20 protein-coding genes are annotated in these 18,805 nt (G+C 71.1%); 7 read left to right on the forward strand and 13 right to left on the reverse strand.

The genetic code is table 11. The annotated features are described in order from the left end of the window. Nucleotides 1–24: 24 nt before the first annotated feature. Nucleotides 25–492 carry a DUF4442 domain-containing protein gene (locus Q3W68_RS05750; RefSeq protein WP_302904429.1) on the reverse strand — a complete coding sequence of 156 codons (468 nt, stop codon included), beginning with the start codon at nucleotides 490–492 and terminating at the stop codon, nucleotides 25–27. 131 nt (nucleotides 493–623) lie between these two features. Between Q3W68_RS05750 and Q3W68_RS05755 the strand changes: the two genes are divergently transcribed. The 3 genes from Q3W68_RS05755 to Q3W68_RS05765 all read left to right on the forward strand — a co-directional run bounded on the left by Q3W68_RS05755 (nucleotide 624) and on the right by Q3W68_RS05765 (nucleotide 2,807). Beyond that, a complete protein-coding gene (locus Q3W68_RS05755; RefSeq protein ID WP_302904430.1) occupies nucleotides 624–1,802 on the forward strand; it encodes a Fic family protein in 1,179 nt (392 codons plus the stop codon). A gap of 87 nt (nucleotides 1,803–1,889) precedes the next feature. After that, nucleotides 1,890–2,414: a hypothetical protein gene (locus tag Q3W68_RS05760; RefSeq protein ID WP_302904431.1), complete on the forward strand. Its 525-nt coding sequence runs from the start codon at nucleotides 1,890–1,892 to the stop codon at nucleotides 2,412–2,414. Between the two features lie 105 nt (nucleotides 2,415–2,519). Beyond that, nucleotides 2,520–2,807, forward strand: a complete 288-nt coding sequence (locus Q3W68_RS05765; protein WP_302904433.1) for a hypothetical protein — start codon at nucleotides 2,520–2,522, stop codon at nucleotides 2,805–2,807. Nucleotides 2,808–2,820: 13 nt separating this feature from the next. On the opposite strand, the gene Q3W68_RS05770 is transcribed toward Q3W68_RS05765, so the two are convergent. After that, nucleotides 2,821–3,777, reverse strand: coding sequence for a sulfotransferase (locus Q3W68_RS05770; protein ID WP_302904434.1), 957 nt, complete (start codon nucleotides 3,775–3,777; stop codon nucleotides 2,821–2,823). Here Q3W68_RS05770 and Q3W68_RS05775 point away from each other — a divergent pair. The 3 genes from Q3W68_RS05775 to Q3W68_RS05785 all read left to right on the forward strand — a co-directional run bounded on the left by Q3W68_RS05775 (nucleotide 3,776) and on the right by Q3W68_RS05785 (nucleotide 5,281). Next, nucleotides 3,776–4,504, forward strand: coding sequence for an AAA family ATPase (locus Q3W68_RS05775; protein ID WP_302904435.1), 729 nt, complete (start codon nucleotides 3,776–3,778; stop codon nucleotides 4,502–4,504). The two genes, Q3W68_RS05770 and Q3W68_RS05775, sit on opposite strands and share 2 nt — an antisense overlap. 3 nt (nucleotides 4,505–4,507) lie before the next feature. After that, nucleotides 4,508–4,891 (forward strand): nuclear transport factor 2 family protein, encoded by a 384-nt coding sequence (locus Q3W68_RS05780; RefSeq protein ID WP_302904436.1) that lies wholly within the window; start codon nucleotides 4,508–4,510, stop codon nucleotides 4,889–4,891. Nucleotides 4,892–4,984: 93 nt separating this feature from the next. Further along, a complete protein-coding gene (locus Q3W68_RS05785; protein ID WP_302904437.1) occupies nucleotides 4,985–5,281 on the forward strand; it encodes a hypothetical protein in 297 nt (98 codons plus the stop codon). Here Q3W68_RS05785 and Q3W68_RS05790 read toward each other — a convergent pair. From Q3W68_RS05790 to Q3W68_RS05820, 7 genes are all read right to left on the reverse strand, one after another. Further along, complete coding sequence (locus tag Q3W68_RS05790) at nucleotides 5,223–6,221, reverse strand: aminoglycoside phosphotransferase family protein (RefSeq protein ID WP_302904438.1); 999 nt, start codon at nucleotides 6,219–6,221, stop codon at nucleotides 5,223–5,225. The two genes, Q3W68_RS05785 and Q3W68_RS05790, sit on opposite strands and share 59 nt — an antisense overlap. A 94-nt stretch (nucleotides 6,222–6,315) precedes the next feature. Continuing rightward, a complete protein-coding gene (locus Q3W68_RS05795; protein ID WP_302904964.1) occupies nucleotides 6,316–7,629 on the reverse strand; it encodes an ABC transporter ATP-binding protein in 1,314 nt (437 codons plus the stop codon). A gap of 156 nt (nucleotides 7,630–7,785) precedes the next feature. Beyond that, a complete protein-coding gene (locus Q3W68_RS05800) occupies nucleotides 7,786–9,975 on the reverse strand; it encodes a bifunctional glycosyltransferase family 2 protein/CDP-glycerol:glycerophosphate glycerophosphotransferase (protein WP_302904439.1) in 2,190 nt (729 codons plus the stop codon). A gap of 16 nt (nucleotides 9,976–9,991) precedes the next feature. After that, nucleotides 9,992–11,893, reverse strand: a complete 1,902-nt coding sequence (locus Q3W68_RS05805) for a DUF5941 domain-containing protein (protein WP_302904440.1) — start codon at nucleotides 11,891–11,893, stop codon at nucleotides 9,992–9,994. After that, on the reverse strand, nucleotides 11,890–12,633 hold the full coding sequence (locus Q3W68_RS05810; RefSeq protein WP_302904441.1) for an ABC transporter ATP-binding protein: 744 nt from the start codon (nucleotides 12,631–12,633) through the stop codon (nucleotides 11,890–11,892). Before Q3W68_RS05810 ends, Q3W68_RS05805 begins: the two co-directional genes overlap by 4 nt. Then, nucleotides 12,634–13,461: an ABC transporter permease gene (locus Q3W68_RS05815; RefSeq protein WP_302904442.1), complete on the reverse strand. Its 828-nt coding sequence runs from the start codon at nucleotides 13,459–13,461 to the stop codon at nucleotides 12,634–12,636. Between the two features lie 65 nt (nucleotides 13,462–13,526). Next, on the reverse strand, nucleotides 13,527–14,897 hold the full coding sequence (locus Q3W68_RS05820; protein ID WP_302904443.1) for an L-serine ammonia-lyase: 1,371 nt from the start codon (nucleotides 14,895–14,897) through the stop codon (nucleotides 13,527–13,529). Nucleotides 14,898–15,478: 581 nt separating this feature from the next. Between Q3W68_RS05820 and Q3W68_RS05825 the strand changes: the two genes are divergently transcribed. Beyond that, nucleotides 15,479–15,682, forward strand: a complete 204-nt coding sequence (locus tag Q3W68_RS05825) for a PspC domain-containing protein (protein ID WP_089154452.1) — start codon at nucleotides 15,479–15,481, stop codon at nucleotides 15,680–15,682. An 81-nt stretch (nucleotides 15,683–15,763) separates the two neighbouring features. Here the strand turns inward: Q3W68_RS05825 and Q3W68_RS05830 are convergent, their stop codons facing one another. From Q3W68_RS05830 to Q3W68_RS05845, 4 genes are all read right to left on the reverse strand, one after another. Next, nucleotides 15,764–16,540, reverse strand: coding sequence for a DUF4230 domain-containing protein (locus Q3W68_RS05830; protein WP_302904444.1), 777 nt, complete (start codon nucleotides 16,538–16,540; stop codon nucleotides 15,764–15,766). Nucleotides 16,541–16,651: 111 nt separating this feature from the next. Next, nucleotides 16,652–17,812, reverse strand: coding sequence for an acyl-CoA dehydrogenase family protein (locus tag Q3W68_RS05835; protein ID WP_302904446.1), 1,161 nt, complete (start codon nucleotides 17,810–17,812; stop codon nucleotides 16,652–16,654). A gap of 31 nt (nucleotides 17,813–17,843) precedes the next feature. Continuing rightward, entirely contained in the window at nucleotides 17,844–18,149 is a 306-nt protein-coding gene (locus Q3W68_RS05840) for a type II toxin-antitoxin system VapB family antitoxin (RefSeq protein WP_013283726.1), read from the reverse strand. Nucleotides 18,150–18,202: 53 nt separating this feature from the next. Then, on the reverse strand, nucleotides 18,203–18,805 hold the full coding sequence (locus Q3W68_RS05845) for a nitroreductase family protein (RefSeq protein ID WP_302904447.1): 603 nt from the start codon (nucleotides 18,803–18,805) through the stop codon (nucleotides 18,203–18,205).

Here is an 18,805-nt window from a genome sequence, read left to right on the forward strand (position 1 = left end):
CGCCGGGCAAACACCGTTCCGGGCTCAGCGGTTCGGGCGCAGCGTCCAGATCACGGTGAGCGAGGAGGTGAGCGTGCCGTCCTCGGTGCGGACCTCCACCTCGACCGGGAACTCCGGCCGCCGCCCGGCGTCCAGCTCGGCCAGCACCTCGGCGGGGACGCCGCCGAGCCGCGCGGTCGCCAGCACCGGCCCCATCGCGATCTTGCGGAAGTGGACGGAAGCGGTCACCGGCAGGGGTACGCATCGATCGAGCACCTGCCCGAAGGCGGCCAGGACGGCAGCGCCCGAGGCGCTCTCCCCCAGCGTGAACATGGCCCCGGCGTGCGGTCCGCCGAGGTGGTTGTGGTGCTCCGCGATGTCGGGGAGCCGGGCCACGACGCGGACCCCGCCCTCGGCCTCGGGCGCCACCTCGACGAACTCGATCCCGAGCGTGCGGGCGAACGGCACGGCGTCGAGGAGACCGGCCGCCACCTGGCGAGAGTCGATGGTCATGCCCGAACGCTACTCGCCAGTAACCAAGGCGGCAAGGAGGTCGGCGGCTCTGGCCCAATGTCGCTAAATAAGTGACATCGAGGCACCAGGACGCTAGCTTTGGCTCTTATTAAGAGACATTAGGACACCAGATGATCTATGCAACGCCCGAACTCAGCGATCATGACGAAACGGTGCTGGCCGACGTCCATGACATGCGCCGCACCCTCGCCGACTTCCTGCGCACTCCTCGCCGATGGACTGGTGGCCTTCGGCGCACGATGCTGGCGCGCGCGATTCTCGGTTCCAACAGCATCGAGGGCTACGTGGTCGCCGAGGACGACGCAGCCGCCGCTCTCGACGGCGAGGAGCCGCTGAGCGCCGACAACCGGACCTTCGCCGAGATTCGAGGCTACCGACAGGCTCTGGGATACGTGCTTCAAACGGCGGGAGATCCGTATTTCCGCCCTGACACCTCGGTGATCCGCAGCATGCACTACATGATGCTCTCGCACGATCTGGGAAAGAGTCCGGGACAGTACCGCAAGGGCCCCATCTATGTGCACGACGAGCGGACCGACAAGCGCGTGTACGAGGGCGCGGACGCCGACCACGTTCCTCACCTCATGGAGGAACTGACCGAAGACCTACGGTCGGACATCACCGCCTCCCCGCTCGTCAAGGCGGCCATGGCGCATCTGAATCTGGTGATGATCCATCCGTTCCGCGACGGCAACGGCCGGATGGCACGCGCGCTTCAGACGTTGGTGCTCTCGCGACGCGCGATCGTCGAGCCTGCCTTCTCCAGCATCGAGGAATGGCTGGGCAGCAACACCGAGGACTACTACCGCGTGCTGGCGGTCACCGGTCGTGGCCACTGGAATCCTGAAGGCTCGGCACACCTATGGGTGTCGTTCAACCTGCGAGCCCATCACATGCAGGCACAGACTGTCGCTCGCCGCTTCGAAGAGGCGTCCGGCATCTGGTCCGAGTTGGACGCGATCATCGCTGAGAGAAGGCTCCCCGAACGGGTGACCGATCTGCTCTACGAGGCCGTTCTCGGATATCGCATCCGCCGATCCGGGTACGTCAAACTCGCCGACGTCGAGGACAGGACCGCCTCCCGGGATCTGGCCAGCCTCGCCGAGCAGGGTCTGCTGGAGGCGCGCGGTGAGCGGCGGGGAAGGCATTACGTCGCGGGCCCCACCCTGGTGGCGGTGCGGGAACGGGTCCTTGCTCAGCGCAAGCCGATCAGCGACCCCTATCCGGCCATGCCCGTCGTTCTCGCGACCGAGGCTGCCGCTTCGACCGGCTCAGGTGAGCGGTTGTAACCACGGTCCATGTCACGGCGCTGTCTGGTCCGGTTGATCAGCCCGGCGGCGTTTCGACGGCTGCTGACTTCGGGTAGCGGGTGACCCATGAACCGCGATCTCGCGCGCGGGCTGACGGTGGCGTGGGCGCTGCCGGAGTTCCGCGACGGGCTGCGTCAGCTCGTCGACCTCGACGAGGTGACGGTGCTGCTGGCCGCGCTGTCCCTTCCGGACCGCGACCGCGAGGTCGAGCGGAGCGCGCTGGGCCTGCTGCGGTCCGGGCTCGACAGCACCGAGGTCCGGGAAGCGGTGTTGCTGCTGCTGGAGCGGGACACCGTACGCCAGCCGCTCGTCGCCGCGGCGGTGGAGCCGATCGCCGATCGCCCCGGCCTGGTCACCGCCGTCACGTCCGCGGCCGAAGATCCCCGGGTACGCCACGAGGTACGGGCGATGCTGGACAGCGCCGGCGTACGCGAGCTGATCTGGCGGGCGGTCGACGACCAAGTGCGCGACAACCGGTTCGGACTGATCCGCCGGGCGGCGGTGCTGTTCATCAGGCACCCCAGCGCACGGCGGCTGGGGTGGGCGCTCCGCCGCCACGGCGTGCTCCGCGAACTGCGCCACAAGGCGTGACACCTGATCTGCGGTTGTCCGGCCGTGTCACCTTTGAGATCTTCGGGCCCTACTGTCCAGTCGTTGCGATCCCGTGCGGCGAAGGCGGCAGCGACTCTGGCGACCGTGCTGGGCACACTGCTCGTCGTCGCGAGCTGCCTCAGTTGCATCCCGCTCCTGGCGCCCTCGGCGCCGTGCGACGGTGACACCTACGCTTCGGCGCAGGCGGCGAGGGATGCGTACGCCCTGCTGGTCCTGGCGATGACGGCGACGGCGGTCCTCTCCGTCGTCGTGGCCCGGGTAGGCACGCGGCCCCACGTCCGGAATCCCTGGCCGTGGTTGGCGGTCGCCGTACTGGGAATCGCGGTGAGCGCCGGCCTGATGGTCCCGATCGATCGCGTCGGCTCCTGCTGACGTCGCTCGGCCGTCACTCGTACCCCATGGCCGGGATGATCCCGCCGAGCGCTTCCTCGACGTACGCGCGGGTGTCGGCGTCGAACTGGTCGTCGCGGTGCGCCAGCTTGCCCGCCTGGAACGTCGACGCAGTGACGGCGTCCTCGACGCCGAGCCGTTCGAACAGGGCGCGCCGCTGCCCGGCCCAGTCGGCCGCCAGGTCTTCCGCCCTCACCTCGACGTATCGCCTGCTCGTCAGGTCGGCCGCGTCCTTCCAGGCCAACCATCGCTGGTAGATGGGCAGCAGGTAGGCCAGCACCCCGTCGACAGTGGACGGCGCCCACGGCTGGGCCATGTGGGAGCCGAGCACCGAGACCGGGTGACGCTTGATGTGCACGATCGTCGCCTCGGGAACCAGTTCCCAGAGGAAGTCCATGGAGAAGAGGTTGAACGGCGTCTTCTCGCACCAGGTGGGCTTGCCCGCGTCGGCCGCCGCCCCGCCGAACAGGGTGTCGACCAGGCCCCGCAGGATGCCGAGCAGTTCGCCCCGGTCGCGGAAGTACCTCGGAACGACCCGCCGGCGACTGGCCGGCCCGAACGGTCCGGCCGGCCGGTCGCCGTCGCCGAACCCCTCCGCGGGCGCGGGCTCCTCGAAGGCGTGCGCGATCACCTGCGGCCAGAGCTGGTGTACGGCGTCCCGGTAGCGCCGCTCGCCGACCAGCTCGGGCACGGTCTTGCCACGGTCGTCACGCCGCCCGGGCACGCGTACGGTGAGGAAGTCGCTCAGCCGCTGCAGGGCGTCCTCGCCGACGACGGGGTCGTACCGGCCGGTGAGCGCGTCGGCCAGATCCCGCAGGCCACCGGGTTCGACGATGAACTTGGTCTCCATCGGGATCCGGTGGATCAGCGGATGCTGGCCGATGATGTCGGCGATCCGCGACGTGCCCGAACGGCCCGTGCCCGCGACGAAGACCGGTGAGGGAGGCGGCATGGACGGCAGTCAAGCTTCCGGCCCGACGCCGGGGCAATCCATTTATCCCCGCCGCGATCAGTTGCTCGCCCACCTGGCCGAGGCTGTCGGGTCCGTCACCGTGCCGCACCCGACGCGGGTCGCCGTCGACGGGCCGCCCGCCGCCGGCAAGACCACGCTCGCCGACGAGCTGGCCTCCCTCTTGCGTACGCGGGGCCGCAGCGTCATCCGGGCGACTGTCGACGACTTCCTCTTCCCCCGGGCGCGGCGCTACCGGCGCGGCGAGTACTCGGCCGAGGGCTGCTACCTCGACACCCACGACCACGGGTCGCTGAAGCGGGTGCTGCTCGATCCGCTCGGCCCGGACGGAGATCGACGCTTCCAGCAGGCGGTCTACGACCACACCACGGATACGGTGCTGTCTCCGCCGGTCACGGCCGCCCCGCCGGACGCCGTGCTGATCGTCGACGGTGTCTTCCTCCTGCGCCCCGAACTGATCGACCGCTGGGAGCTGCGCGTCTTCGTGTCGACCGCGCCGGACCGTACCGTGGATCGTGCCGTGGCCCGCGAACGCCGGGTGTCGTCCCGGGCGGACGTCGAACGGCGCTGGCGGGAGCGTTACCTCCCCGCCCAGCGGCTCTACTTCGCCACGGCCCGCCCGGCCGAGCGCGCCCATGTCGTCGTGCACAACGACGACCCCGCGCGGCCGATCTGGGAGACCCGGGCACGCGCGGATGGCAGGCTGTGAACCATGGACAGGACTCGGGTGGCCGCCTGGATCGCGGCGTACGAGCAGGCGTGGCGCACACCGGGAACGGCGGCGCTCGGCACGATGTTCACCCCCGACGCGACCTACCGGCAGGGGCCGTACCGGGATCCGGTCGTCGGACTGCCCGCCATCACCCGCATGTGGGACAGCGAGCGCGACGGACCCGACGAGGTCTTCGAGATGACAGCGGAGGTCGTCGCGGTCGACGGCGACACCGCTGTGGCGCGGGTGCAGGTCCGGTACGGCGACCCCGTCCACCAGGAGTGGCGCGACCTCTGGATCATGCGCTTCGCCGAGGACGGCCGGTGCCTGTCGTTCGAGGAGTGGCCGTTCGCGCCGGAGAAGCGGACCGCCGGCGCCGGGTGACGCCGGCGCCGTTGCCTGGTCGTGTCGCCCGCGAGACCTTCGATCCCTACCCTCCTGAGGATGCGATCAAGTGCGGCCAGGGCGGCGGCGACCGTGGTCACCGTGTTGTCGGGGCTGCTCACCGTTCTCGGCTGTCTCAGTTGCCTGCCGTTCCTCGCGCCCACGGCGCCGTGTCCGAACGACACGGTCGACTCCTTCCAACAGGCGAGGCTGGTCCTCTTCCTGCTGAGCGTGGTGATGCTGCTGACGGCGGGCCTGTCCATCGCCCTCGCCTGGGGAGGCCGGTGGAGCCGGGTCCGGAATCCCTGGCCGTGGCTCGCGGCCTCCGTGCTCACGATGGTCTTGAGCGCGAGCCTGACGGTTCCGATCGACCGGATGAGCTCCTGCTGACGTTCGCCACATCGACGGCACCGGCCGCGTATTCGGAGAAGATCTCCCCGAGGACGCGTTGCGCGTTCGCGGACCCTTCCATGTCCTCGGGGTCGTCAAAGGAGCGGGAGTAGGTGGAAAGGGTCTTCCAGAGGGCCCAGCCACGTCCGCGCGCCCACGTCCCGTCATCCACCGACAGCCGCTCACGAAACGCCTCCCGGCCCTCGGCGGTCAGCAACGTCCAAGCGACCGCCAGATCGCAGGCCGGGTCACCGACGCCGCAGGTCCCGAAATCGATGACGGCCGCCAGCCGGCCATGAGCGAGCAGAAGGTTTCCCGGAGCGATGTCGCCGTGGAACCAGCGGTCCGTGCCGTCCCAGCGGGACCCGAGTGCCCGCGCCCAGATCTCGCGGACCAGCTCGGCATCGACGTGGCTGCCCAGCGTCGCGAGCGCACGCTCGACCTTCTCGTCGTACGTGCGCAGAGTGCCGCCGCGGAACCAGTTGTGGACGCCCGGCTGCGGGCCGCCGACGGTGTCCACGCCTTGCAGGGCCGCTAGGAACTCAGCCAGGTCGAGCGCGAAGCGCACCGGGTCGGCGATGCGGTCCACGGCGGCAGGCTCGCCGTCGATCCAGCGGTAGATCGACCACGGATAGGGGTAGCCGGTAGCCGGCCCGCCTTTCGCCAGCGGGGCGGGAACGGGCAGCGGCAGTTGAGCGGCGAGGGCCGGAAGCCACAGGTGTTCCTTGTCGACAGCCAAGGCGTACTCGGCGGCGCTGGGCAGCCGCACCAGCATCTCCGAACCGAGGTGGAAGGTCCAGTTGTCCCAGCCGCCGTCGGCTACCGGCTCGATCGGCAGGTCGGCGAGGTGCGGGAACTGGTCGGCGACGAGACGACTCACCTGTTCCACGTCGACCGTGATCCGCCGTGGTGGGGGACCGAGATCCGGAACATCACTCACTGCGCCATCCTCGTCCGACCGGCACCGTTCAGGCGGGCGGTTGTTAATAAGGGGCCCTTCCTCTACCGGAGGCGTTAACAGGGTGCCCTTCCTTTCACCGCCAGCCGACGTCGATGCGGTCGCCTCGCTCGTCGAAGAAGTGCAGCGCGTCCATCCGCACCTGCACGGCGAGCGGGTGCCCGGGCGACACCTGCGGGTACGGCGCGAGCCGCACCGCCAGTTCCGCCGGGCGACGGTGGTGGCGGCCCGGGTCGGGCAGCACGCTCGTACGGTTGCCACCGCCCCCGCCCGCCTCCGGAGCCGGAGCCGACGACTCCGTCGCGCGCCCGGTGAGCCGCTGCATCACCTGGTTGAACCGGCGCAGGCCGCGCTGACCCGGTGCCGCCTGCTCGACCGGGGTGCCCATCTCGTCCACGACGATCGCGGTGGCGCCGATGTCGAGGAACGCGAGGGACTCGTGGCCGTGGTGCTCCAGGTAGCGGATGCGCCCGTGCAGCACGTCACCGGCGGTGTCCGGGGCGACCGGGGTGAGCGCCTCGGCGCGCATGCCGACCACGATCCGCTCACCGTGGTAGTGCGCCACCGCCCGGCTGCGGATGTCGTCCCAGGGTAGGTAGAGCGCCTGCTCACCGAGGTTCAGCGCGACGTACCGGTCGAGGTGGACGTAGACCGACGCCTCCAGCAGGTTCATCCGCGGGCTGCCCAGGAACGCGGCGACGTAGAGCGTGGCGGGCCGGCCGTACACCTGGGTGGGGGTGCCCACGTCCTGGAGCACGCCCTTGCGCATGATGGCGACCCGGTCGGCCATGGTCAGCGCCTCGGCCTGGTCGTGGGTCACGTAGATGGTGGTGACGCCCAGCTCGCGGGTGAGGCCGGAGATCTCCGCCCGCAGCTCGGCGCGCAACCCGCTGTCCAGGTTCGACAGTGGCTCGTCCATCAGGAACAGGCCGGGCCGGCGCACTATCGCCCGCCCCATCGCGACCCGCTGCCGCTGGCCGCCGGAGAGCTGGCTGGGCTTGCGCCCGAGCACGTCGCCGATGCCGAGCGCGCTCGCCACGTCCTGGATCCGCTCGCCGCGCGGTACGGGCTCGACGCCGCTCAGGCGCAGCGGGAAGCCGATGTTGTCGCCGACCGTCATGTGCGGATAGAGCGCGAAGTCCTGGAAGACCATGGCGATCTTCCGGTCGCGTGGTGGCAGGTCGTTCGCCAGCTCACCGCCGAGCAGGATCGCGCCGGAGGACGGGTCCTCCAGCCCCGCGACCATGCGCAGCACAGTCGATTTGCCGCAGCCCGACGGGCCGAGCAGCACCATGAACTCGCCGTCGTTGACGTCCAGATTGATGGTGTCGACCGCAACTGTCCCGTCCGGGAACACCTTGGTGACATCCTTGAGCGCGACGGTCGCCACCGCCACCTCCCCAGTTCCTCGCCCCAAACCCGGGAATGACTGTGACCAGGATCATCCGATTCGCACATCGGGTAAACGTGCCATGTTCGGCTCGTGACAGTCCTATTAAGCGGTATTCGCCGGTCTCCACGGTTAAGTGACCAGCCAGTAACCGCTTTACGGCGTTTCGCCGAGGAACACGCGGCGCACCACGCGCTCGGCGGCGTGCCCGTCGTCGAGCGCGCAGAACCGCGACCGGAAGGCCGTCCGGGCCCGCTCGGCGACCTCGTCGTCGACAGCGCCGGAACGGAACACGTCGAGCAGCCCGGGGAAGTCCCGCGCCACCGCGCCGGGCGGCTCGGCCAGCAGGTCGAAGTAGACGCCCCGGGCCACCCGGTAGGCGTCCCAGTCCGGCGCGTAGACCACCATCGGCCGGTCCAGCACCGCGTAGTCGAACATCGCCGACGAATAGTCGCTGATCAACACGTCCGCCGCCAGGTAGAGGTCCTCCACCCGGTCGTACGCGCTCACGTCCAGCACGCCGTCCGCCGCCGGTCCCCGGGGATGCCGCTCCCGGTCGTGGAAGTAGTGACTGCGCATCAGCAGCCGGCCCCGGGGGCCGAGGACGTCGAGCATCCGGTCCGGGTCGAACGGTGGCCGCCACCCGGGCAGATGCTCCCGGTGCGTCGGCGCGTACAGCACCACGTACTCGTCGGGTGCGATGCCCAGCGCGGCGCGGACCTGGCCGCGGTCCTCGGCGGTGGCCAGCGCCAGCCGGTCGTTGCGCGGGTAGCCGACCTCCAGCGTGGTGTAGTCCGCCGGGTACGCCCGCTCCCACATCTGCGTGGAGAAGCTGTTCGAGGTGATGCTGTAGTCCCAGCGGTCGACCCGGCGCAGCAGGCCGGCGAAGTTCATCCCCATCGCGCCCACCGGGTAGCGCTGCTGGTCCAGGCCCATCACCTTCACCGGCGTGCCGTGGTGGGTCTGCACGTGCACCGAGCCGGGCCGCTTGCGGACGAAGTCCGGGAAGTTGACGTTGTTGACCAGCCAGCGGGCGCGGGCCAGCACGCGGTGGTACTCGCGGGTGCCGGCCACCACGTACTCGACACCGGGCGGCAACGCGGCCACCCGGTCCCGCCTGACGATCCACACGCCGCGCACCTGCGGCGCGAGCCTGCGGGCCGCTTCGTAGATCGCCGCCGGGTTGCACGAGTAGCCCCGGTACCAGTAGGCCGCGTACACGGCGAGCGTCGGGTCGATCGGCCGGTGCAGCTCGGCCCGGTAGTACTCGCCCAGCGCCAGGTCACGCGCCCGCCGGGCGGTACGCCGCACCACCGGCGTCACCCGCCGCCGTGCCCGCCGCGCGGTCCGGCGGGCCGTCTCCCCCGCCTGGTGCGCCTCGCGCAACGCGCTGAACGTCCGCCAGCGGCCGGCCGCCACCAGCCGGTGCTTGAGCCCTTCCGGTCCGGGCGGGACCGGGTAACCCTCGGGCGGCAGGAACCGCACGTAGTCGGCGTGCATCTGGGCGAAGAACGGCGCCCGCAGCTCGGGCGCGATCCGGTCGCCGTTGCCGAGCACCGTGAGGTAGTGCCAGATCATCCGCTCGAAGACCGCCGGCCGCAGCCCGGCCACCTCCGGCCCCCAGCGGTCCATCAGCCCGAACACGCGGTGCCACTGCGCGAAGACCTCGAAGTGCCGGTCCCCCCGGGTCTTCGTGATCGCGCCGGTGCGGCGTTGCCGGTAGTTCAGGCAGATCCGGTCGAGTACGCCGATCCGCCCGGCCGCCATCAGCGCCGGATAGCTGAACGAGACGTCCTCGTACCAGCCCGGCTCGAAGCGCAGCCCTCGTTCGAGCAGGAACTCCCGGCGTACCACCCGGTTCCACGCGGTGTGCAGCAGCTTCAGCGTCTCCGGCCGGTCCGGCAGCGCGAACGTCGCCGCACCGGGCGGGACGGGGAACACGTCGCGCATCGCGCTGCGGGTGCCGATGTTGTTCCAGTGCGCCCGGACGTGGTCCACGATCAGCACGTCCGGTGCGGTGTCGCGGAGCCGGTCGGCGACGTGCGGCAGGCAGCCGGGCACCAGCCAGTCGTCCCCGTCGACGAACCACACGTACTCGCCGACGGCCCGGTCCAGCCCGATGTTGCGGGCCGGACCGAGCCCGACGTTCTCGGCGAGGCGCACCGGGCGGACCCGCGGGTCGCGCAGCGCGTACTCGGCCAGGATCTCGCCGCTGCCGTCCGGGGAGGCGTCGTCGACACCGATCACCTCGATGTCGCGCACCGGCTGGTCGAGTATCGAGTCGAGACATTCCCGCAGGTAGCCCTGCACCTTGAAGGCCGGCACGACGAAGCTGATCAAGGTCACCCCGGCCCGCCCTCCGTCAGCCCGGCGAGCGCACACCCCCACGGGCGCGGGCCGGCAGGACCACCCAGGCGAGGACCACGCTCGCGACAAAAACCACGAGAAGGTACGCACCGAGTGTAGCCAGGGCGATACTCGCATACCCGGCGATCAGCCCGATTGCCAGCAGCACCGAACGCGCCACCCAGCCCAGCGTGGCGGCGTGCAGCGGCGGTGCCGACTGCCGCTTCTCCAGCCGGGCGGTCAGGTCGTAGTGCAGCAGCGTGAGCACCAGGACGTACCCGAAGATCAGCCAGGCCGGCGCGCGGCCCGCCACCCCGACCGCGATGGCGAACAGGTACTCGGCGGCCCGCAACGCGGCCGGCACCAGCCAGTCCAGCGACCCGTCGTGCGGCGCCCGCGAGCCCTGGGCGGCCCCCAGCAGCAGCACCAGCGCGAGCACCGGCACGAAGACCGGTAGGTCGCCGCCGCCGTGCACCGCGAGCAGCGCCCACACCAGCGTCCCCGCCGCGCCGAGCGCCCCCAGCATCGCCAGCAGCAGCGGCCGTCGCGCGGTCGGCAGCGTCCGCACCAGCAGGCCGTCGTCGCGGTGCAGACCCGCGTCCACGGTGGTCAGCACCGGCACCCGCATCCACCGCGCCCGCAAGGTCCGCAACCCCCCGGTGTACGCGAACGCCAGCGTCCCCCAGACCAGCACCGCGACCAGCGCCACCAGCGGCCCGAACAGCGCGGCGGCGATCGCGATCAGCGCCCACCGCTCACCGATCGGGAACACCACTGTGCGCTTCAGCCAGTACGACACCGAGCCGGTGTCCGCCTGCACCCGCGTCGACGCGGCGTTCAGCTTCCCGCCGATTCCGCCCGCGTCGGCGCTCACCACCTTCGGCCGCCGGGCCGCCTCGTCGTGCAGCGCGCCGTACCAGGTGTCGGTCATGTGCCGCACGGTCTGCAACGTCATCGCGGCGAGCGCCAGCGCCCAGCCGTACCGGAACCCGGCGTGCGTGGCGCCGAAGCCGAGACCGGCGTAGACCACGTACTCCTTGAACCGGTCGGCCATCGTGTCCAGCCAGCCGCCCCAGGCGCTGAAGTGCCGCGTGTAGCGGGCGAGCTGCCCGTCCACGCAGTCCAGCACGAACCCCAGGTAGAGCAGGACCGCGCCGGCCACCAGCGCGAGCCGCCCACCGGTCCCGAACAGCACCGCCGCGGCCACCGCGAACGCCACCGAGACCATGGTGACCCCGGTCGGGCCGATCCCGATCCGGGCCGCCGCCTTCGTGACGTACGGCGACCAGGTGCTGACGAAGAACGTGGTGAAGAAGTCGTCCCGCTCCTTCACCGACAGTTTCAGCTCGGCCCGGTCCTCGTCGACGGCGGCCACCGCCGCCTCGGCCGCCTCCCGCTGCGCCTCGTCGCCGACCCGGTGCGCCACGAGCAGACGTACCCGATGGGCGAAGATCAGCGTGCCGCGGGCGGTGAGGTCGGCCACGAGCCGGTCCACCGCGCCCAGAGGCCCGCCGCCCGCGGCGCGGCGGGCGGCGTCGACCAGCGCGGGCAGGTCGGCCGCGCCCACCCGCAGCGCGCCGCCGAACACGCCGCTCGGGTCGGCCGCGCCGACCTCGACCACCTGCCCGCGCTCCTCGCGCACAGTGGCCTGCCCGGGAGCGGGCGGATCGGTGAGCACCAGCGCCACCGTCGGCCCCACCGGGCTGGTCGCGAGGTGCTTGAGTACGGCCGTGTGCGCCACCAGATCAGCGCCACTCACCAGCACCGGGCCGGTCGCGGCGGCCACCAGGTCGGCCAGCTCGGCCAGGCCGGCGGCGATGCGCACGTCGTCCGCCCCGGCCCGGCGCCACTGCCCGGCCAGCCGGTCGGTGAGGTGGCCCGCCGCCGGGTCGGCGGCGAGCACGATCGCGAGCGTCACCGCTTCGCCGCGTCGGCGTAGGCGGTCAGCGCCTCGTCGATGGTCCCGTCGACGATCAGCCGTCCGGCGTCGAGGTAGAGCCCCCGACGGCAGAACCGGGTGAGGTCCTTGTCGTTGTGTGACACCAGCACCAGCGTGCGCCCTTCCGCGAGAAGTCGCTCGATGGTCGCATAGCACTTCGCGCGGAACTCCGCGTCCCCGACCGCTGTCACCTCGTCCACAAGCAGCACCGGGTGCGGCAGGTGCGCGATCACAGCGAAGCCCAGCCGCACCTTCATCCCCGACGAGTAGTGCCGCACCGACGTGTCGATGGCGCGTTCCACCTGCTCACCGGCGAACGAGACGATCTCGTCGAAGTGTTCCCGCAGGTACGCCGACGAGAGTCCGTGCAGGCCGCCCACCAGGTACAGGTTCTCCCGGCCGGTCAGGTCGCCGGAGAACCCGGCGGACAGTTCCAGCAGCGGCGCCACCCGGCCGTGCACCCGGATCGAGCCCTCGTCCGGGATGAGCACACCGGCGATCAGCCGCAGCAGCGTGCTCTTGCCGGTGCCGTTACGCCCCACCACGCCCACCGTCTCGCCCGGCTCGATCCGGAACGACAGGTCGCGCAACGGCCAGAACCGGCCCGCGTCCGGGTCGCGTGCGCCCCGGTGCACGATCAGCTCCCGCAGCCGCAGCTGACGGCGCCGGTTGCGGACGAACCGGATGCCGAGCCCGTCCGCCTCGATGATCGGTGCCATTCAGAGTTCCTTCAGCACTGCCGGTTCGAGGCGGTGGAACGCCCACCAGCCGAGCGCCAGCACCAGCACGCTGCCGGACACCGTGATCGTGAGCAGCCGGGCATCGGGGAACTCGTCCGGATACCAGACCGCGTGGTGAAGCTGGAAGATCCCGACCAGTGGGTTCAGCTCGTACCCGATCTTCAGCCAGCCGGGCATGCCCGACTCCCGGACCAGGTCGAGCGGGTAGATGATCGGCGTCGCGTAGAACAGCAGCCGGATGACCAGCCGCATGGTGCGCTCGATGTCGCGCATCAGCACGTTGCCCGCCGACAGCAGCAGCGCCAGGCCGACAAGCAGCACGAACTGCACCATGACGGCGAGCGGCAGCGCGAGCAGGCTCCAGCCGGGACGGATCTTCCCCTGGCTCGCGTAGATCGCCGCGACGGCGACCAGGATCGGCAGCCCGGCCAGGTACTCGGCGAACCGGCCGGTGACCCGCCCGATCGGGAAGATCGGCCGGGGCAGGTTCATCGTGGTGATCAGCCGGGACTGCCCGGTGAGCGCGTTCGCCGCCTCGGTCAGCGCCGAACTCGCCCACATCCAGGCGAAGATCCCGGTGATCAGGAACAGCGGGTACGAGCCGGCCGCCTCGCCCAGGTGCCGCCGGGTCGCGCCGGAGTAGAGCACGCCGAAGACGAACCAGTAGATCAGGCCCATGCCGAGCGGCTCGATCAGCGACCAGAAGTAGCCCAGCACCGACTGCTGGTACTTCACCGCGAGATCCCGGCGGACCAGGATGCGCAGCGAGGTGCGGGCGGACCAGAGCGCCGCGACGCCTGACGTCACGGTGCCATCGTCGCTCGGTCCGTCGCGGCCCCGGCCCGGGCACGCGCCGGGTCACCCCAACGGGGTCAGCACTCGATGACGTTGACGGCGAGCCCGCCCCGCGCGGTCTCCTTGTACTTGACCTTCATGTCCGCGCCGGTCTCCCGCATGGTCTTGATGACCTTGTCCAGCGACACGTGGTGCACCCCGTCGCCGCGCAACGCCAGCCGGGCCGCGGTGATCGCCTTGATGCTCGCCACGGCGTTGCGCTCGATGCACGGGATCTGCACCAGGCCACCCACCGGGTCGCAGGTCAGCCCCAGGTTGTGCTCCATGCCGATCTCGGCGGCGTTCTCCACCTGCTCCGGCGTACCGCCGAGCGCCTCGGCCAGCCCGGCCGCCGCCATCGAGCACGCCGAACCCACCTCGCCCTGGCAGCCGACCTCGGCCCCGGAGATCGACGCGTTCTCCTTGAACAGCACGCCGATCGCCCCGGCCGCGAGCAGGAACCGCACCACGCCCTCCTCGGAGGCGCCGGGCACGAACCGGGTGTAGTAGTGCAGCACGGCCGGGATGATGCCGGCGGCGCCGTTCGTCGGCGCGGTGACCACCCGCCCGCCGGCCGCGTTCTCCTCGTTGACCGCCAGCGCGAACAGCGTCACCCAGTCCATCGCGCGCAGCGGATCCTGGCTGCCGGTCTCCGCCTCCAGGCTGCGCCGCATCTCGGCCGCGCGCCGCCGGACCTTCAACCCACCCGGGAGTACGCCGTCACGGGTGCAGCCGTTCTCCACGCACTCACGCATCACCCGCCAGATCTCCAGCAGCCCCGCCCGTACGTCCGCCTCGCTACGCCAGGACAGCTCGTTGGCGAGCATGACCTCGCTGATCGACAGGCCGGTCTCGGAGGTGACGGTGAGCAGTTCCGCGCCGGTGAGAAACGGATGCCGTACCCGGGTGCTGTCCGCCTTGATCCGGTCCGCTCCGGCCGCCGCCTCGTCCACCACGAACCCGCCGCCGACCGAGTAGTACGTGCGCGCCCGCACCTCGTTCCCCGCCGCGTCGTACGCCGCGAACGTCATCCCGTTCGGGTGGTACGGCAGCGAGCGCCGGCGGTGCAGCACCAGATCGGTGTCCGGGTCGAAGTCGATCCCCTGGCTGCCGAACAGGTCGAGCCGCCGCTGCGTGCGGATCCGCTCCACGCGTGGCCCGACCGAGTCGGTGTCGACGGTCTCCGGGACCTCGCCCTCCAGCCCCAGCAGCACCGCCCGGTCACTGCCGTGCCCGTGACCGGTCGCGCCGAGCGAGCCGAACAGCTCCGCCCGTACCCGCGCCACGTCGGCGAGCTGCCCGTCGGCCTTCAGACCCGCCACGAACGTACGGGCGGCCCGCATCGGCCCGACTGTGTGCGAGCTGGACGGCCCGATACCGACGCTGAAAAGATCGAAAACACTGATCATTGGCTGCTTTCCTCGCCGTCGTCCCCGTTGTGCGGTTCCGAGCCGGTGCGTGGGTGCCGCGCCCGCCGGGCGGGTAGACGGCCGGCGCCCGGGGTGGGGGCGTCCGACCGGCGAGCCTACCTCGCCCCGTGAATACCCGCCCCCACTCCGCCACATGCCCGCCTCAGGCGCCCCCTCCCGCCCGGCGCCCCGGCGAGATCTTGGCACCAAACGGCCCTCATAGGGGCACTTTGGTACCAAGATCTCTACCAGTCCCACTGCACGGAACACCTGTCTCGCTAGACGGGAGGCGCTCCACGCGCAGCCCCGCCGAGCAGGACTCCCGCCCCACGCAGCCCAACATTCCCGGCGATCTTGCAGTTGCGGCTAAACAACTGCGTGAATCGGGCGTAACGGGGGCCGCAAGTGCAAGATCGCGGGGAGCATGAGCGGGGCGGGGCGGGGGCGTTGGTGGGGAGGGTCCGGGGTAAGCACCTACGGGTGCCCGGGTCGCCGATCCTCCTCCGGGCTGAGGGCGCGGCGCGTACCCCTTTCTACCGTGGAATCAGCGCGGCGGATCGCCGCAGAAGTGGGAGACGACGATGAGTCGCAAACTGGTCCGGCCCCGCCAGGGGCGCATGATCGCCGGTGTCTGCGCCGGCCTGGGACAGCGGTTCGGCATGTCGGCCGGGATGGTCCGGCTGCTGTTCCTGCTGTCGCTGCTCCTGCCCGGCACGCAGGTGATCGTCTACCTGATCCTGTGGGTCCTGATGCCGAACGAGGACCGCTACCTCGCCACCCGCTGACGCGACACGAGCCGGGACGCCGGCACACACGCGACGCGCCCGCCCCGGACCATCGGGGCGGGCGCGCGGCGTAAGGAAAGGTCAGGGCGCGGTGTAGGTGACTGTCACCTTCTCGTACCCGAGGGAGCGCAGCAGCCCTTCGAGCATCTTGCGGGTGTTCTCCTGGGCCCGGGCGGTGAGCCCGCTGTCCCGGGCCGCGGTGGTGATCCGGTCCTCGGCGAGCTTGTAGATCTGCTGCTGCCGGTTGGGATCGCCGGCCACCAGGTCGTTGAGCCGGTTGATCAGGCCGCGCTGCTCGGCGAACACGTAGCTCTTGTCCATGTCCAGGTCGGTCTCGCCGAGCTGCGGCGCGGGCAGCTTGATCTCGGCGGACTTGCCGTCCTCGGAGACCACGACGGCACCGTCGGCGATCTTCGCGAAGTCGACGTACGCCTCGACCCGGCCCGCCCCGACGAACAGCGTGCGCTCGTTGAGCAGGAAGTCGGGCACGTTGCGCCTGTCGTTCTGCACGTCGACCACCACCTGGAAGTTGCCCTCGGCGGCGACGTAGCGGCTCAGGTCACGGATCGACTTGAGCAGCGGCGGCTGGCTGCGGTCGGTCTGCTCCTTGGCGAACGGGTTGCGGAAGTCGGGCAGCAGACCGGTGGCCTGCACGCCGAGCAGCACCACGACCGCCAGCGCCGCCGCGCCGAGCACCCAGAGCAGGCCCCGCACCGGGCCCCCGCCGGACGCCGGGGCGCCCGGGGCGTACTCGCGGTCGTGGCCGGGCGAGCCCTCCGCCCGGTCGCGAAGGGACTCGCTGGTGGGGTAGTCCGGGAACTCCCGGGTGGGCTCGTTGATGTCACCGTCGCGGGCCATCGCCCTCACCGTCCTCGTCCGACACATCGACTGAAACATCGACTGACAATGACGGTACGGCCACCGTGCGACAGTCGCGCGCCGAGCGACCCGATCGGGTGAAACCGCAGGTCAGGCGAACGCGGACACGCCGGTCAGCCGCTGGCCGATGACGAGCTGGTGGATCTCGGAGGTGCCCTCGTAGGTGAGCACGCTCTCCAGGTTGTTGGCGTGCCGCATCACCGGGTACTCCCCCGAGACGCCGTTCGCGCCGAGGATCGTGCGGCACTGCCGGGCGATGGCGAGCGCCTCGCGGACGTTGTTCAGCTTGCCCACGCTCACCTGGTGGGGCCGCAGCGAGCCCGCGTCGGCGAGGCGGCCCAGGTGCAGCGCGAGCAGCATCCCCTTGTTCCACTCCACCGCCATGTCGGCGAGCTTGGCCTGGGTGAGCTGGAAACCGGCGAGCGGGCGGCCGAACTGGGTGCGCGTGGTCGCGTACTCCAGGGCCGTCTCCAGGCAGTCGCGGGCCGCGCCGAGCGCGCCCCAGACGATGCCGTGCCGGGCCTCGGTCAGGCACCCCAGCGGCGCCTTGAGGCCGATCGCCTCGGGCAGTCGCGCGTCAGCCGGCAGCCGGACGTCGTCGAGCACGATCTCGCCGGTCAGGGACGCGCGCAGCGACATCTTGTGCCGGATCTCGCGCGCCGTCACCCCCGGCGTGTCCATGGGTACGGCGAAGCCGCGCACCCCTTCGTCGGTACGCGCCCAGATCACGCCCACGTCGGCGATCGGCGCGTTGGTGATCCACAGTTTGCTGCCGTTGAGGATCCAGTCGTCGCCGTCGCGGCGGGCCCGGGTGGCCATCGACCCCGGGTCGGAGCCGTGGTCCGGTTCGGTGAGCCCGAAGCAGCCGATCGCCTCGCCCGCCGCCATCGCGGGCAGCCAGCGCTGCTTCTGCTCCTCGCTGCCGTAGCGCCAGATGGCGTACATGGCCAGCGATCCCTGCACCGAGACCAGGGACCGGACGCCGGAGTCGCCGGCCTCCAGTTCCAGGCAGGCCAGCCCGTACGCGACGGCCGAGGAGCCGGCGCAGCCGTACCCGGTCAGGTGCATCCCGAGCAGGCCGAGCTTGCCGAACTCGCGAGCCAGTTCGCGGGCCGGCACCTGGCCGTCCTCGTACCAGCCGGCGACGTGCGGGCGTACCCGGTCCGTCACGAGCCGGCGCACGACGGCGCGGATCTGCCGCTCCTCCTCGCTGAGCGACGCATCGATGTCGAGCAGGTCCAGAGGAGTCATGGCGTCACCTTAACCAAGACTCAGAGAGGCGTCACTCGCCCTGGTCACCGAGCACGAGCACCCGCGCGTGGATCTGGTTGCGCTGCTGGAGCGCCGCGCGCAGCGCCCGGTGCAGGCCGTCCTCCAGGTAGAGGCCGCCGTTCCACTGGACGACGTGCGGAAAGAGGTCGCCGTAGAAGGTGGAGTCCTCAGCGAGCAGCTTGTCCAGCGCGAGTTCGCGCTTGGTGGTGATGAGCTGGTCAAGCCGCAGCGGGCGCGGCGGAATCTCGGCCCACTGCTTCAGCGTGAGGTTGTGCTCCGGGTAGGGACGCCCGTCCCGGACCGCCCTGAAGATCACGGCGTGCTCTCCTCCCCAGGCCAGGCTGACAATGTGGATGTCAGCCTAACCGCTCAGGTCCACCGTCCCCGCCGCACCACATCCTGCACCGGACGCCGCCCCCGGCGCAGCGACGGTGACCGGTGGTCGACGGCTCGGTAACCTACTGTGATCGCGCCGATCGGGTGCAGTTCCGGCGGTACCCCGAACGCCTCCCGGTACGCCCCGATGCGTTGCGGCGGAATGCCGAAGAAGCAGGCGCCCAGCCCTTCGTCGACGACGGTGAGCAGCATCAGCAGCGCCGCGAAACCGGTGTCCACGTACCAGTAGGGCACCGGCCAGCGATCCTCGGCGCGGTCCGACCAGCCCTTGTCCGCCTCGGCGTAACGGTCCAGGTAGGCGTCGCGGTTGGCGTGCGGCACCACGATCAGGGGAGCCCGGCGCATCCCGGCCAGCCAGCGCTCCCGGCCGCCGCCGCCGGGCGTGGTCGCGGCCCAGAACCGTTCCCGGTCCTCGGGCTCCTCCAGCACCAGGAAGCCCCAGCCCTGCGAGAACCCGGCCGACGGGGCCCGGACGGCGTGGTCGAGCAGCCGGTCCACCACATCCGGCGGCACCGGCCGGTCGGGGTCGTAGTTGCGCACCATCCGGCGACGCCGGACGACCTCGGCGAACTCCAC

Origin of the sequence: Micromonospora sp. C28ISP2-4 (genome assembly GCF_030519385.1) — a bacterium.
GTDB lineage: Bacteria > Actinomycetota > Actinomycetes > Mycobacteriales > Micromonosporaceae > Micromonospora > Micromonospora tulbaghiae.

Coding starts and splice junctions, on each gene's coding strand:
- Q3W68_RS05820 (WP_302904443.1), bottom strand. CDS start 14,897: ATGATCAGTGTTTTCGATCTTTTCAGCGTCGGTATCGGGCCGTCCAGC.
- Q3W68_RS05775 (WP_302904435.1), top strand. CDS start 3,776: ATGGACGGCAGTCAAGCTTCCGGCCCGACGCCGGGGCAATCCATTTAT.
- Q3W68_RS05770 (WP_302904434.1), bottom strand. CDS start 3,777: ATGCCGCCTCCCTCACCGGTCTTCGTCGCGGGCACGGGCCGTTCGGGC.
- Q3W68_RS05830 (WP_302904444.1), bottom strand. CDS start 16,540: ATGGCCCGCGACGGTGACATCAACGAGCCCACCCGGGAGTTCCCGGAC.
- Q3W68_RS05835 (WP_302904446.1), bottom strand. CDS start 17,812: ATGACTCCTCTGGACCTGCTCGACATCGATGCGTCGCTCAGCGAGGAG.
- Q3W68_RS05780 (WP_302904436.1), top strand. CDS start 4,508: ATGGACAGGACTCGGGTGGCCGCCTGGATCGCGGCGTACGAGCAGGCG.
- Q3W68_RS05810 (WP_302904441.1), bottom strand. CDS start 12,633: ATGGCACCGATCATCGAGGCGGACGGGCTCGGCATCCGGTTCGTCCGC.
- Q3W68_RS05760 (WP_302904431.1), top strand. CDS start 1,890: ATGAACCGCGATCTCGCGCGCGGGCTGACGGTGGCGTGGGCGCTGCCG.
- Q3W68_RS05825 (WP_089154452.1), top strand. CDS start 15,479: ATGAGTCGCAAACTGGTCCGGCCCCGCCAGGGGCGCATGATCGCCGGT.
- Q3W68_RS05750 (WP_302904429.1), bottom strand. CDS start 492: ATGACCATCGACTCTCGCCAGGTGGCGGCCGGTCTCCTCGACGCCGTG.
- Q3W68_RS05755 (WP_302904430.1), top strand. CDS start 624: ATGATCTATGCAACGCCCGAACTCAGCGATCATGACGAAACGGTGCTG.